We start from the raw sequence: 13,910 nt of genomic DNA on the forward strand, positions 1-13,910 counted from the left end.
TACATCGAGGTGTTTTATAATCGCCGTCGCAGACATAGTCATTTAGGCCAGTTATCACCGGCGGATTATGAAGAAAGAGAACGTCTCAACGAGGCAGCTGAGTGTCTATGAAACTGTGGGAAGTCCACACGGCATAGCTCAGGGACTGGAACTCCAGCCTCATTTTGTTTGAGAATTGCCATAATCTAGCTCTCAGTGAATTTTGATTTACGCATAGAAAACTCCTTGAGTTTATATTAATGGAATTTTCTACGAATAGCCTCTGTGGTTTTGAGGGGGGATTACAGCTTGTAAATACAGGGCCTTTTATTTTGATCGTTTATTTTGCAAAGGGCCGTTACAAACGCCCCATACAGTAGTGGGCGAAATGGTAGGGGAATGCAGCATAACTCAGATGCAGCTTTAGACTTGAATAAGCAATAACAATGACTAAATATCACACTAGTTGCCTTTACCTAAGACTAATAGCCTCCTGTAGCGCTTGCGAGATATTATCTATCACTTCATGAACCTTCTTACTTAATTGAGGATTGCTGCACTTTTGACACCATCACCTCTTCATATACTTCTTCCACATCAGCCATCCTGACCACGCTCTCAAGACGACTTAATGTAGTTAGCCTTATAGAATGCCTAAACGTGCCATCAGGTAGAAAAACAACCGGATTTTTTAATGAAAAAGGCTGACCTAACTCAAATAAAACATATAACTCATTAGAATCACTCTCCTTTCCGGTGATAGAGACATCGATTTCGCTTCGCTTTAAATATTGAACATTCCGTACCAGCCAAACCGCTGAAATATCATCACTTGTTTGATGATTAGGAATGAGCACTAAATATCGAACCTCATTGATTACATGAGCTTTAAACCTTAATTGAAATGTCGAAACTGGAAGATGATAAAAACGTAACACCCCATTCTTAAACTGTTCAAAGCAATGAGAAAACCTTTCATTATACTTGCCCAATGCTACTGTCATCGTTAAATCAGGGTACAGTACTTGACTCATGCCGTAATAAGGTATTCGCGCTGCTTCTTGAACATAGAACCTTTCGGCCATACTTATCACAGAATACATGGCCTCATGACCTTGCCCTATTTGTGTGCTCGGAGCTGTCCCAATTTGGTCTTGTAAAAATTCCAATAGCCATTTGCGGCCAGAATAACCACTTTGCTTGTCACAGCCGCTTTGGCTAGGCAATAAAGCAAATGCACCAATGCCGACTTCTTCTATCGCACTAGCGTAAGGGTTTTGCTTTGTGGCTTGATCAAAAAAGCCTGGGTATAAAGCAAAGGCACCAAATACAGGGCGGCTTTTCTTGGCAAATTGGCCACTCATTGAACTTGATGACGATTCAGACAAGCGAATTAAGGCATCGCGATAGCGGTGCATTTGGTTAATAGCATCGTCTGGCACGTAATCCGTACTTTCAATATCTTCATTGCTGTCATCAAAGCGGTTTTTATCGGTTTTAATGCGGTATTTGGCATCAAACAACCAAATAAACTGCTTCTCTTCTGATGAGCCCAGGTCTGAACTTGCGCTTTTAGGCAGTGTCACTTCCAACACAATATCCGGCTCTTGGTTAACCAAGTACGAGCGGATTGATTTTCCTTTTTTGGTAAATTTAGGCTCGTGTGCCAGCCTAGCTGTCACACCATCGCTGCGTTTAAAACGAAAGGCACCGGCAAAACCATCTTTTAGTTGGTACTCAAAAAAGTCATTTTGGGCGAGCTTCGTTGCACTGTTTTCCACCAATTCAAAGCCGAGATCCTGCTCTAAAATCTGTTTCAAACACAAAAAGCACCATACTTCATAAATCTCGGCCACTGACTTCATCGAAATGCTCGACTGATTGCCAAACACATCTAAATAAAATTTCAGCTCCTGCCAAACGCGATACACCGCGCTGTAACCGGTTTTTTGCTGTAGCACTAACGACTCACGACTTAAGCCTGTGTATGCGCCGACCTCTTTTAAAAAGCTTTGACCTAACACTTTTTGCAACGGTTGTTGCCAACTATGCAATTCATTTAAAAATGAATCAGACAACCGTTGACGTTCTGGGGCTTGGTTACTTTGCCTAAGCTTTTGTTCAAACTCCGCTAATTGCCGCTTGCTTTTACTAACCGCCATTTTGATAAAGCGGTTTTCTGGGGTATCGACACTCAGTTGCTTTTTTTCGACCGCGTAGCGTTTATCGTACTGACCATTAGCAAAGTCTTGTTTGACCTGCTCAGCTAGTTTATGAGACAGGCGGCCTTTTAATTTGGCAGCTTTAATATTGGCCACTGTGGGTTGCAAGCGGCTATGCGGTGCGGCACAAATCACTTTTAAGCCTTGCTCGAAGCGCTCTCTTAAGGCCGCAAAATTAGCCAGCCATATGAGAGGGAAATGACCTCGTTGCTGGTTGGTCGCAGCGTCTTGCTCAGTTTTTTCTACCAAACTAAAGCGCCAAAGTGGGTAAACTTTGTCGATGGCTTGGTACATGGCGGGCAAGTCTTGGTGCAGTGCCATTTTGGTTGGCAGCACCTCAAAGGCAATGTGCTGAGTCTGTGTTTTGCCATTCAGCTCAAAAGTGAGCGGTAAACGCAACCAACCCACATCGTTGCCGGTATTGATGGTGCCGGTTAAACGTGCACTTAATCCGTCTTCACTGGGAGTAAATATAAATGCATCACAAACAGTCTTAGAGCGGTGATTTAGGCTCGCCCATTGTACATTTTTAAGAAAAATCCACTCTACTTGATACAGCGTATTCTCAAAAAAAATAGGGGAGTCTAAATTGACTTGATCAGTGTGGTTAAGGTCTTCTACCGCATGCAAAAATGAGCATGGGCCATCGACAAAGCCTCGTGGTTGCTCGCTAAGTTTTATTGCAGGAGTAACTTTTACAAGAATATTAGAATTAGTGCATTGGCGAATAAGCAAAGTTTTGCTTAAGGTTCGGCTTCGGCTTTCAACCGACGCTGCTTTGACGGTGAATAAAAATTCGTCTGTTTTTAGCCTTAATAGTTCTGCCATGTGCTCACCCTCCTTGAAGCCAATTGTTTAAGGCCAGAAACTGGTGAAGGTGGCGTTGGCTAAGCGCTCGCTCATCCACTTCAACTTAACTTTTGAACGGCAAGGTATGCGAAGTACTTTTTCATCATCAGTAGCACCATCGGCAACGATTTTCTCGCGATATAAGTCAGGGCGTTGATCCTTATCGCCTTGTTCTGCTTGCCAAATAGGGGCTAACTGGTCTGCCAGCACAATATTCAGCTCTGCCAACAAGGCCTTACCATCAGATGTAGTGAGCTTGTCGGTATCGCCTTCGATACGTGGCAAAACTTTACACATCATAAAGTCGTCCCACACGGCTTTTAGGATCAAGTCATCTTGGGGTTGGCTGCTGGCCACAGCAAGAAGAAGTTCGTTTAAAGCACGGAACGCTAATTCAAACGGTGTATTTTTTAGAACAGTGTTTACAGCCGATAAAAATGCAACGGTTTTTGCTCCATCAGCATCAAAGGTATTGGCTAAATCTGCTTCACTGGCGTGTGACCGCACAGGGTAGCTTAGGCGTTTATTAAAACTAGTTGGGGTGAAGAATTCGTTATAGTCGTTAGGGAAAAAGGCACCAAAATCAAAGCTCAGTGCACGGTCAATCACTTTGCGCGAAAAACCATGCGTGGTTTCATCCATATTGACAGTGCCTGCGACCAGCAGATTAAACGGAATACCTAAACCATACTCGCAAATCAGTTCCCAAAGCTCATTATATTCTTCGCTGTCAAAGCCTAGCGCTTCGCGGAGCTTTTCTTTATCAGCGACTTCTTTAATGGTGGCGGGTTTTAATAAGGCATCACTGCTGTAGGTAAAGCTGTCATCTGACCAACGCCATTCGCGAGTTTCAAGCACTGACAGGTAATCAGCAAAATACTGCTCAACAGGGGCAAGGTTCATTTCATCTAAGCACAGCCAGTAAGGCAGCACCTTATCTAACGCATCAAGCTCACCTGTTACCACTAGGCGTTCACCTAGATCATCGCTATCTTGAACTTCAACGGTTAAGCCACTATCAGCAATCGCACGCCAAGCTTTGGCGATAAACTGCAATACATCGGTAGTGATGTATTCAGCGGCGCCATTTAAGCGTGAAATATAACCCAGCAAATCACTCGGCTCATGCCAGTCGGGCCGCACCGAGGTTAAACAATAGGTTTCAGCAAACTGCCCAGAGGTTTTAGCCTGTTCACGCACAAAGCGAGTTTTACCAGTGCCTGAGATGCCAGCTAACAGGAGGAAGGGTTTGGACAGAAACAACGAATTTACAGAAGCCACGTGCTTAACGCTTGGCACTGAACTCTTCGCTTGATTATATGCTTCGTAAACACTTCTATATGTAGTTGGACTTTGGCATAAATCATAGACCAACCGGCCAAATATACTTGATGATGCATCCGGTAAATTAATTTCTTTCAGGATAACAGAACCAAAACAGTCTCTTGATCCTCTAGGCTTACCCTGATCATTTATAAGCCTTTTTGAGCCCAGCCTATATTTAGCGTCATTTTTATCTAAAAACTTAGCAAAAAGCTCTATATCACCTTCAAACTCAAAACACTGCTTCAGTGCTTGCTTAGATTTTATATTTTCTTTTATTTGAGAAAAATCGCCTAGCAAGCTATCTGCATAAGGTCTTAATTTTTCATATATTTCAAAATATTTAAATAGTTCAGTCGCAAACTCATACATTTCGCTTGCAAATATAAAGTACTGATTAGGAATTAAAGCATAATTTGCAGGCTTATCTTCAGACTCCTTATCAGTTATCGCAAATGAAGTATAAGCATCAAAACCATAGCCAATGGCACCTAACTGATTCTGCAATAGTTTTTGTTGCGCTTGAGTTAGCCGATAATCAACAAGCTTAGAGTTATTAACTAGTGGCTGATTAAGTTCAATTTCATCAAGTTTTTTTAACATGCCATTCCTTTATTACATATACTCCGAGAGTCGCTCAGCTATAGCCCTAACTACGTCAACTGTAACACTATTACCAAATTGTTTATAAGCTTGAACCTTAGAACTGCTTGGTTCAAACTCATCTGGAAAACCTTGCAGTCGAGCTGCCTCTCTTGGACTAATCTTTCTGGGGTTTTTTCCAACTTGGCCAATTAACACTTCGCTTCCATCTTTATAATATCTTGCCGAGATCGTATTCGTGTAAGGCGACTCTTCTGTTACCAAGCCATAACCAAAACCTTTACCGTTTTTTTTATTTTCTATCTTTCTCCGTTGATGTCCCGCCCATAGTCTATCGGAAATAGTTAATTTAGGATCTGGATATTCCTCCAAAATATCACCAACTTTTACTTCAACTTCTAGTGGTTCTGGATATTCAAATCTATCCAACTCACCATCACGCCATAGGACAATATAAATGCGCTGCCTATTCTGAGGTATTCCAAAATCTACTGACTTAAGAACCATTTCTTTGGCTAAATTTTGAATTTCTTTTGTGGCTCCATTCTCAATAACACTTTTAGGAATATTACAGCTATACCCTATTTTGGTAAGTGTTTTTAGAATCACCTTTAATGTATAGCCTTTATCATGACTAATTAAACCTCTTACGTTTTCCAGCAACGCAAATTTAGGTTTTTTTGTTTCTAAAATATTCGCAATATCATGAAATAAAGTACCCCTCGTATCCTCTATCCCTAATTTAAGACCTGCATGTGAAAATGGTTGGCATGGGAAACCAGCCAAGAGGAGATCATGTTCAGGAATTTCATGAACTGGAATTTTTGTTATATCGCCAAATGGCTGTTCACCATGATTATTTTTATAGGTTTGCTGAGCATGCTTATCAAATTCTGACGAAAAAACACAAGCCCCACTATTTTGTTGAAACCCAAGTCTAAGACCTCCAATTCCTGCAAATAAGTCAATAAAACGAAATTTCGTATCGAAATCTGGTTTTAATTTTAAATCACCAAACACCTTCTCAAAAAAGGCATTCCGCGTTGTATATAAGTTATTCTCTTTAAGCAGTTTTATAACTTTTTCTTTTAATTTATCAGGTCCAATACGGCTTGGATTACAATAAAACGAACTATCGGTTGCGACCGCATGTAGCCACTGGTCAATAACAGCTTGAACGTCACTTCCTTCTGGCACATGCTCCAGAGCTAGTGGTTTAATCAATACTTGAGCTTGTTGAAGAACATTAATTTTATTTCTCATTATTCACTACTACTAAAAATTCTTGATGAATGACTTTAGGGCGAAGCATCGTTTTTGTACTTTGCACTTCTACTAAGTTGTACTTTCCTAGTGTTTTAAGAGTTCTCGACACATTACTCACCGCCCGCCCTGTCAGCGCCGCCAGCTCGGTTACTGACTGAGGTTCTTGCTCTGCAATGACTTTCAACAATTGCTGGTTTTCTTTCGACAGCACATTGGCCACTGATTTAAGAGAATCAAACCAAATATCCACTGGGTAATCTGGATCAGGTGCCTGCCCCTTAATGCCTATCACGCAACGCGATTGTTTGGCGCTTTTCATATACAACTCGTTTTCCAATCATTAACTCGGGATTTCAACGTGAAGTTCAAAGTTGAAAAAGAACACTATTAGAGAGGCTTCCACCAACCAAATAACTGTATATTTATACAAGTAAAGCACATATTATCAGCTGATGATAATAGAGCAAAGCATTTTCCGTCTGAGCAATAAAGCTTCTTTCTGTGCAGATAAAGCACAACAAGTGCTCTCGCTGCATTATCGTTGCTGGAGCCTAAACTTGGTGTTTACGTGGTGTCCTAGAGGTGACATGGCTATACTCGGCTAGTCATAAAAATACTACTTTACACAGTACATGCGCGGGCGAGTCTTGCCGGGCAAGCTAACTTGCGTTACGAGCAATTACTAAAGGGCACTAGGTAGCCTGCAAGCATGCGTGCATGATTTACGGGAATGTCACATCAGCCTATTTGGGCGGCCTCGTTAACCACAGGACAACACAAACTACTGAGCAGCTACGCCTACTGCGTCATATGCGGCAAGGTGAACACCTGATCAAACAACAATGTAAAGATAAAGGTGTACACTAAGAAAAACAGCAGCAGTGCAGCTTCCATAACGATGGCCTCCCAAATGCCCACGCCATACCAAAGCATGTACACCGGTAAGCAAAACAAAAACAATCCACCTTCAAAGCCCAGTGCATGCAAACTGCGAATTTTGAACGTGCGCGCAGTGAATTGACGACGTCTTTCCCAAGCTTCAAACAGGGTGTTATAGACATAGTTCCACACCACCGCAGTGCTTGAGACCAAGACCGCTACCGGTAAAGAGCTTTCGGCACCACTGCCGCTTAATGCCATCAAAACCAAAGTAGCAAAAAAGATACCCAACAACTCAAAAGACAAAACGTAGACAAGGCGACGTTTAAACGGACTTAATGTGATCAACTGAAACTCCAATAGCCTCTACAGGCTGCTTGATTCGTCAAGAGCCGGCCCGTCCCGGTCGAAAGTTAAATTTAAGATGCAAGGAAAGAACTTCCCTTGCTGCAGAGCCACGGTTTCCGCCTGCAAAGACTGCACATTATACTGTATTTCAGCACCGGCTAAACACTGGCATCGTCCCACGCCTGCAGACAGTGAATACAGCACGAAGGGGTGTTACACAAACCGTCGCTTTCGACGGCATCCTTCTGTGCGGTGCGTGCCCCCCAAACACCAAGCTCGTAGCCTCAAGGAGGTGTCTTACTCAGCGAGCGCACGCACCACAGGGTTTAACCGAGGTAGAGCACCGCGTCCATTTCAACGCAGGCGTTGCGGGGTAAAGAAGCAACACCGATGGCTGCGCGTGCAGGGTAAGGTGCGCTGAAATAACGGCCCATGACTTCGTTTAAAGCGCCGAAATTATCCAGGTCAGTTAAGAAAATATTGAGTTTAACGATATCATTGAGTGAACCACCTGCCGCTTCTGCTACGGCTTTTAAGTTTTCAAACACTTGTACCGCTTGCTGTTCAAAGCCTTCTACCATTTCCATGGTTTTGGGGTCCAGTGGGATTTGTCCAGACATATACACAGTGTTTTCTACACGTACCGCTTGTGAGTAAGTGCCGATTGCTGCTGGCGCATGCTCCGTGCTGATAATGGTTTTGCTCATGATATTCTCCGTTGTTTAGATAACCCGTCCGCCAGGCTCAATGCAGCACACCGGCCTAAGCGTACGGTAGAAAAGCAATTAAGCACGCATGCGTGTGATACGTGAGACACCCACGAGGGCACGTAACTTACGGATAATACGCGCTAAGTGGACGCGGTCGGTCACACTGATACCCAGCTGCACCACACTGATACGGCCATCGCGCTCATCCACATTGATCTTGTCAATGTTGGCATCGGCTTCGCTAATGGTGCCAGCAAGGAGCGCAATTAAACCGCGTTGATGCGCCAGCTCGATGCGTAATTCCACATTAAACTCGGCGTCGATATCATTAGCCCATGTCAGTGGAATGCATTTTTCTGGGTTGTTGCGGAACTCGCTGATGTTTTTACAGCTGTCACGGTGTACCACCATACCTTTACCAGCCGATAAGTGCCCCACAATGATGTCACCTGGAATCGGGGTGCAGCAGCGCGCGTAGTTTAGAACCAAACCTTCGGTACCGCGAATTACCAGCGGGCCATCTGCCGCCAGTGGATGCGCTTCGCTTTCTTCGGTTGCCAGTAAACGACGAGCCACTACGTGCGGGGTGCGATTACCTAAACCAATGTCTTCTAACAGGTCATCACGTTCATCTTGTTGGTATTCCTTCAACAAGGTGTTGAGGCGTTCGACGGAAACTGCTTCAAGGCTAGAGCCTAGGTTGTCTAAAGCTTTACTGAGCAAGCGCTTGCCTAAGGTGACCGATTCTTCACGGCGCTGTTGTTTCAAAGCATGGCGAATGTGGGTACGGGCCTTCCCTGTGACCACAAAGTTCAGCCAATTGGGGTTGGGCTGAGTATTGGGGGCGGTAATGACCTCAACCGTAGCACCACTTTCTAATGCTTGAGATAAAGGTGCTAAACGGCGATTGACGCGGCACGCAATACAGGTGTTACCCACATCGGTATGCACAGCATAGGCGAAATCCACAGGTGTGGAGCCTCGCGGCAATTCCATGATGCGGCCTTTAGGGGTAAACACATAGACTTCATCAGGGAATAAATCGATTTTAACGTTTTCAATGAACTCTAAAGAGTTACCGGCGCTTTCTTGCAGTTCCAGCAGCCCCTTCACCCACTGGCGCGCGCGCGCATGGTTATTGCGGCGACCATCATCGTCTTCAGTTTTATACAGCCAGTGTGCAGCAATACCATTGTTGGCCAGCTCTTCCATATCTTTGGTGCGGATTTGGATTTCAATCGGCACACCATGCATACCAAACAAGGTAGTGTGCAAGGATTGGTAACCGTTGGCTTTAGGAATCGCAATGTAGTCTTTAAAGCGACCAGGAAAAGGCTTGTATAAATTATGCACTGCACCGAGCACGCGATAGCAGGTGTCCACCTTGTCGACAACAATACGGAAGGCATAGACATCCATGATCTCGTTAAAAGCTTTACGCTTACCCCGCATTTTGCGGTAGATGCTGTACAGGTGCTTTTGACGACCGCTGACTTCACCCGGTAAGCCTTCGCGCTCTAAACAGTGCTCAAGGGATTCTTGAATTTTATTAACGATTTCTTTACGGTTGCCGCGTGCTTTAATAACCGCTGATTGAATCCGAGTGGCACGCATCGGGTGCATGGCTTTAAAGCCTAGGTCTTCAAACTCAGCATAAATGCGGTTCATGCCCAAACGATTGGCGATGGGTGCATAAATTTCTAAAGTTTCTTTAGCAATACGGCGGCGTTTTTCCGCATTTAAAGCACCTAACGTGCGCATATTATGCAAGCGGTCAGCCAACTTCACTAAGATCACGCGAATATCGCGCGCCATGGCCATGGCCATTTTTTGGAAGTTTTCTGCTTGTGCTTCGGCTTTAGTGCCGAACTTCATTTGAGTCAGCTTGGTCACCCCATCCACTAACTCAGCAACGTTGCTGCCAAACTGCGCGGTAATGGCTTCTTTGGGGATGCCGGTGTCTTCGATGACGTCGTGCAGCATGGCAGCCATCAAACTTTGATGGTCCATGTGCATGTCGGCCAAAATCGTAGCAACCGCTAAAGGGTGGGTGACATAGTGCTCACCACTGCTGCGTAACTGGCCATCATGGGCTTGTTCAGCATAGTAGTAAGCACGGCGCACCGCATTGACTTGATCTTTACTTAGATAAGTAGATAACTGCCCAGTTAGGCGATCTAAAGCAGGCATAGCTCACCTCCAGGTAGCAATCCATTATTCTTCACACAGTCAGCACAGCGCACGCTTAAACAGATACGCTTATTTATCGTCAAAGGCAGCAAACAATGGCTCGTCAGCCGTGAGCGCTTCTTCGGCGGCGATCATTTCTTCATCAACTAAACCGGCGGCAATCTCACGCAGCGCCAGTACTGTTGGTTTGTCGTTTTCAATCGGTAATTTAGGTTCTTTACCGCCGGTCGCCAATTGGCGTGAGCGTTTAGTGGCCAACATAACCAATGAAAAGCGGTTATCAACGTGTTCTAGGCAATCTTCAACAGTAACGCGAGCCATGGATATTCCTCACAGAAAAAAACAGCGCCAAAATGGGCGCATAAGTAGACACAGTTTAAGAAATAATGCGCGACAAAGAAAGGTGTATCGAGCTTTGTCGCACAGTTGTCACTATCGTAGCAGGTCGTTTAGCAGATGTGTGTGACGTTTTTGTTGGGGTTCAAGCCGTAACTGATTGCAGCGGAAGATGGCTTTGAGGTCTTCCAGGGCCGTAGCGAACACATCATTGATAATAATGTAATCGTATTCAACGTAATGGCTCATTTCAGAAATGGCTTGCTGCATGCGCAAATCGATCACATCTTCTGCATCTTGACCGCGATTGTTAAGGCGGTGACGCAGGTCTTGATGAGTGGGCGGCAAAATGAAGATGGATTTTGCTTCTGGCATTAATTTGCGCACTTGCTGTGCACCTTGCCAATCGATTTCTAAGATCAGGTCATAGCCTTTAGCGAGGGTATATTTTACCCAAGACAAGGATGTACCGTACAGATTGCCAAAGACTTCCGCGTGTTCTAAAAAATCGCCTTGCTCAAGCATTTCGACAAATTTTTCACGGGGAGTGAAGTGGTAGTTTACGCCATCGACTTCCCCAGGACGCATACCGCGTGTTGTGTGTGACACCGATACACGCACTTGCGCCATGGCATCGATTAAAGCCTTCACTAAGCTTGTTTTTCCTGCACCGGAAGGGGCAGACACAATATAAAGCGTCCCAGTTGTGCTCATGCAATACCTATAAAAGTTCAAAACGCCGCAGCGGTGTACTCATACAGCCCACGATGCAGACGAACATAGCCTCCTAGAGGAAGGTTCTGCCGCTGCGCTCTGCGATGTGTTACGAATGAATGCCTTATTCTAGCAGCAATTGTGAAGCGGCTTCATCTGTAATTGTTTTTGCTGCACTTAAGCGTCTTTTGTGTGGTAGTTATTGGCGATTAAATTCACCATGCTCGGTGCTGCACCAATATGCGGTAAAAGGGTGATTTTTTTATCAGGCCAGCGCTGTTGTGCGGCAGCAACCTCATTGGGTACGTCACTGACCACGTGATTACCTGAGGCTAAAAAGTAAGGCAGTACCAGCATTTCTGTACAACCATTGCTGAAGCTCTCATCCAGCGCTGTAGCAATGGACGGCTGAGCCAGTTCTAAAAAAGCAGCCTTGACCTGCCCTACTGGTAACTGTAGTTGTGCCGCTACTTTACCGGCTAAATCAAGGACCTCATGGTTGGATGCTTCACGACGACTGCCATGGGCGATGATCAATAAGTGTTTCATGTGGATTTCCTTGGGTTGGATGGTTCTGATGAGTGCGGCGTCTACCGCTCTGGGCTAAAGGATTACGCTCAGCCTGTGAACTCAGCCAGCTGTGCCGCATAACCTTCCTTATAACTGGGGTATTGCGGCTGCCAACCTAAAGCCCGTGCCCGTGCATTACTGCAACGCTTACTCCCCGAGCGTGGTTTAAGCACTAAACCTGGCACACTGCTGGCCTGCAATTGTTCCTGCAACCAAGCCACCACCTCAGATTGCTCCACTGGCGCATCATCCACACCAATATAAACCGACTCCAACGCGTGGCCCTGCGCATCAGCCTGTAACACTTTGACAATTAAAGCAGCGGCATCATCAGCGTGAATGCGGTTGGTGAAACTGTGTAAATGCGGTGCATGATACCCCTCTCGTACACGGCGCAATAACATATTGCGTCCAGGCCCATAAATACCCGTTAAGCGCACGACAGTCGTTGGATGACCACTGTTCAGTGCGCATTGCTCAGCTTCTAGCATGATTTGCCCAGACCAGCGACTGGGCTCAGTGACCGAGGTTTCATCAATCCAACTGTCATCGGCTTGCCCATAAACACTGCTACTGGATACAAACACCACCCGCTTCGGTTGTTGTTGATGCTGCTCAAGCCACTGATACAAATGCTTTTGCCCTTGCACATAGGCTTGCTGATAGCCCTCTTCAGTCATGCCCTGTGCAGCCATGGCATACACCACATAATCAATAGGAGACTGCGGCCAAGCACTGGGGCATGTGGGATTATTGAGATCTGCGGCAATGGGTATCACCTGCTCGGGTAATTGCGCAGTATTGCGGCGCACCCCATACACCAACCAAGCCTGCGCTTGCAGCAGTACAGCAACACGACTGCCAATATCACCGCAGCCCACGATCACCACACGTTTTTGTTCCTGCATTGCCTGCATCCCCCAGTTATTCGGTCCGAAATGTATTGGTCAGCAATAAATGTAACAGCTATGATGATCCCAATCCTAATTGGAATTCACTATGACCCTCACTGAACTTCGCTACATCGTTGCTTTAGCTCGGGCGCGTCACTTTGGTCGTGCGGCTGAGGCGTGCCATGTCAGTCAGCCCACCTTATCGGTTGGTGTCAAAAAACTAGAAGAAGATCTCGGCGTACTGATTTTTGAACGCAGTAAAAGTGCGGTACGAGTCACTCCCGTGGGTGAAGCCATTGTCGCCCAAGCGCAACGCGTATTAGAACAGGCCCAATCCATTCGTGAGCTGGCTCAAGCCGGAAAAAACCAACTGGCCGCCCCTTTACGGGTCGGTGCGATTTACACTGTGGGGCCATATTTATTTCCACAGATGATCCCTTTACTGCACAAAAGCGCGCCGGAAATGCCGCTGTACATTGAAGAAAACTTCACCCATATCCTGCGCGACAAACTGCGTCAAGGCGAATTGGATGTGATCATCATTGCGCTGCCTTACCAAGATGCTGATGTACTGACCAAAGCGGCCTACAAAGAGCCTTTCTGCGTCCTACTGCCGGCCGAACACCCTTGGACGCAACGAAAGAGCATTGATAACGCCATGCTCAATGACAAAAGCTTATTACTATTGGGCGAAGGGCACTGTTTCCGTGATCAAGTGTTAGAAGCCTGCCCAGTGATGCTGCCCGGTGACCCTGAACATAGCTACACCACAGTGGAGGCCAGCTCCCTGGAAACCATTCGCCACATGGTCGCTTCAGGTCTAGGTGTATCTGTACTGCCCTTGTCCGCAGTGGATAACCACCACTATGCCGAAGGTGTGATTGAGGTCCGCCCCTTCACCGAGCCGGCCCCTACGCGTACCGTTGCCATTGCTTGGCGAGCTACTTTTCCGCGACCCAAAGCCATTGATGCGTTGATGGAAGCCATTCGCCAGTGCGATGCTGCACGTGTTTATAGCGAGCACTAAA

General features: G+C 45.7%; 13 protein-coding genes. 2 read left to right on the plus strand and 11 right to left on the minus strand.

Annotated elements, in window-relative coordinates; translation table 11 throughout:
- The first annotated feature begins 9 nt into the window (after window positions 1-9).
- Window positions 10-111, plus strand: coding sequence for a hypothetical protein (locus tag TOI97_RS13335; RefSeq protein WP_407651316.1), 102 nt, complete (start codon window positions 10-12; stop codon window positions 109-111).
- 404 nt (window positions 112-515) lie between these two features.
- Here the strand turns inward: TOI97_RS13335 and TOI97_RS07235 are convergent, their stop codons facing one another.
- The 11 genes from TOI97_RS07235 to TOI97_RS07285 all read right to left on the minus strand — a co-directional run bounded on the left by TOI97_RS07235 (window position 516) and on the right by TOI97_RS07285 (window position 12,897).
- Window positions 516-3,029 (minus strand): restriction endonuclease-like protein, encoded by a 2,514-nt coding sequence (locus TOI97_RS07235; protein WP_321553454.1) that lies wholly within the window; start codon window positions 3,027-3,029, stop codon window positions 516-518.
- Window positions 3,030-3,056: 27 nt separating this feature from the next.
- A complete protein-coding gene (locus TOI97_RS07240) occupies window positions 3,057-4,976 on the minus strand; it encodes an McrB family protein (RefSeq protein ID WP_321553455.1) in 1,920 nt (639 codons plus the stop codon).
- 12 nt (window positions 4,977-4,988) lie between these two features.
- Window positions 4,989-6,239: a DNA cytosine methyltransferase gene (gene dcm / locus TOI97_RS07245; RefSeq protein ID WP_321553456.1), complete on the minus strand. Its 1,251-nt coding sequence runs from the start codon at window positions 6,237-6,239 to the stop codon at window positions 4,989-4,991.
- The gene (locus TOI97_RS07250) at window positions 6,229-6,561 is read right to left on the minus strand and encodes an HVO_A0114 family putative DNA-binding protein (protein ID WP_321553457.1); all 333 of its coding nucleotides are present in this window, start codon (window positions 6,559-6,561) and stop codon (window positions 6,229-6,231) included. The genes dcm and TOI97_RS07250 overlap by 11 nt, the downstream gene beginning before the upstream one ends.
- Before the next feature lie 479 nt (window positions 6,562-7,040).
- Window positions 7,041-7,469 carry a PACE efflux transporter gene (locus tag TOI97_RS07255; protein ID WP_321553458.1) on the minus strand — a complete coding sequence of 143 codons (429 nt, stop codon included), beginning with the start codon at window positions 7,467-7,469 and terminating at the stop codon, window positions 7,041-7,043.
- Window positions 7,470-7,795: 326 nt separating this feature from the next.
- Window positions 7,796-8,176 (minus strand): RidA family protein, encoded by a 381-nt coding sequence (locus TOI97_RS07260; protein ID WP_321553459.1) that lies wholly within the window; start codon window positions 8,174-8,176, stop codon window positions 7,796-7,798.
- Between the two features lie 78 nt (window positions 8,177-8,254).
- Window positions 8,255-10,369: a bifunctional GTP diphosphokinase/guanosine-3',5'-bis pyrophosphate 3'-pyrophosphohydrolase gene (spoT, locus tag TOI97_RS07265; protein ID WP_321553460.1), complete on the minus strand. Its 2,115-nt coding sequence runs from the start codon at window positions 10,367-10,369 to the stop codon at window positions 8,255-8,257.
- A gap of 69 nt (window positions 10,370-10,438) precedes the next feature.
- Window positions 10,439-10,690: a DNA-directed RNA polymerase subunit omega gene (rpoZ, locus tag TOI97_RS07270; RefSeq protein WP_321553461.1), complete on the minus strand. Its 252-nt coding sequence runs from the start codon at window positions 10,688-10,690 to the stop codon at window positions 10,439-10,441.
- Window positions 10,691-10,801: 111 nt separating this feature from the next.
- Window positions 10,802-11,419: a guanylate kinase gene (gmk, locus tag TOI97_RS07275; protein WP_321553462.1), complete on the minus strand. Its 618-nt coding sequence runs from the start codon at window positions 11,417-11,419 to the stop codon at window positions 10,802-10,804.
- A gap of 177 nt (window positions 11,420-11,596) precedes the next feature.
- Window positions 11,597-11,968, minus strand: a complete 372-nt coding sequence (locus TOI97_RS07280) for a sirohydrochlorin chelatase (RefSeq protein WP_321553463.1) — start codon at window positions 11,966-11,968, stop codon at window positions 11,597-11,599.
- A 68-nt stretch (window positions 11,969-12,036) separates the two neighbouring features.
- Window positions 12,037-12,897 carry an NAD-dependent epimerase/dehydratase family protein gene (locus TOI97_RS07285; RefSeq protein ID WP_321553464.1) on the minus strand — a complete coding sequence of 287 codons (861 nt, stop codon included), beginning with the start codon at window positions 12,895-12,897 and terminating at the stop codon, window positions 12,037-12,039.
- Window positions 12,898-12,988: 91 nt separating this feature from the next.
- Between TOI97_RS07285 and TOI97_RS07290 the strand changes: the two genes are divergently transcribed.
- The gene (locus TOI97_RS07290) at window positions 12,989-13,909 is read left to right on the plus strand and encodes a hydrogen peroxide-inducible genes activator (protein WP_321553465.1); all 921 of its coding nucleotides are present in this window, start codon (window positions 12,989-12,991) and stop codon (window positions 13,907-13,909) included.
- Window position 13,910 lies beyond the last annotated feature (1 nt).

The sequence above is a fragment of the Denitrificimonas halotolerans genome, assembly GCF_034259425.1.
Classification (GTDB): domain Bacteria; phylum Pseudomonadota; class Gammaproteobacteria; order Pseudomonadales; family Pseudomonadaceae; genus Denitrificimonas; species Denitrificimonas halotolerans.

Excerpts from the sequence above, each read along its gene's own strand:
- TOI97_RS07235 (WP_321553454.1), bottom strand. The coding sequence starts at position 3,029 with ATGGCAGAACTATTAAGGCTAAAAACAGACGAATTTTTATTCACCGTC.
- TOI97_RS07240 (WP_321553455.1), bottom strand. The coding sequence starts at position 4,976 with ATGTTAAAAAAACTTGATGAAATTGAACTTAATCAGCCACTAGTTAAT.
- dcm (WP_321553456.1), bottom strand. The coding sequence starts at position 6,239 with ATGAGAAATAAAATTAATGTTCTTCAACAAGCTCAAGTATTGATTAAA.
- TOI97_RS07250 (WP_321553457.1), bottom strand. The coding sequence starts at position 6,561 with ATGAAAAGCGCCAAACAATCGCGTTGCGTGATAGGCATTAAGGGGCAG.
- TOI97_RS07260 (WP_321553459.1), bottom strand. The coding sequence starts at position 8,176 with ATGAGCAAAACCATTATCAGCACGGAGCATGCGCCAGCAGCAATCGGC.
- spoT (WP_321553460.1), bottom strand. The coding sequence starts at position 10,369 with ATGCCTGCTTTAGATCGCCTAACTGGGCAGTTATCTACTTATCTAAGT.
- rpoZ (WP_321553461.1), bottom strand. The coding sequence starts at position 10,690 with ATGGCTCGCGTTACTGTTGAAGATTGCCTAGAACACGTTGATAACCGC.
- gmk (WP_321553462.1), bottom strand. The coding sequence starts at position 11,419 with ATGAGCACAACTGGGACGCTTTATATTGTGTCTGCCCCTTCCGGTGCA.
- TOI97_RS07280 (WP_321553463.1), bottom strand. The coding sequence starts at position 11,968 with ATGAAACACTTATTGATCATCGCCCATGGCAGTCGTCGTGAAGCATCC.
- TOI97_RS07285 (WP_321553464.1), bottom strand. The coding sequence starts at position 12,897 with ATGCAGGAACAAAAACGTGTGGTGATCGTGGGCTGCGGTGATATTGGC.
- TOI97_RS07290 (WP_321553465.1), top strand. The coding sequence starts at position 12,989 with ATGACCCTCACTGAACTTCGCTACATCGTTGCTTTAGCTCGGGCGCGT.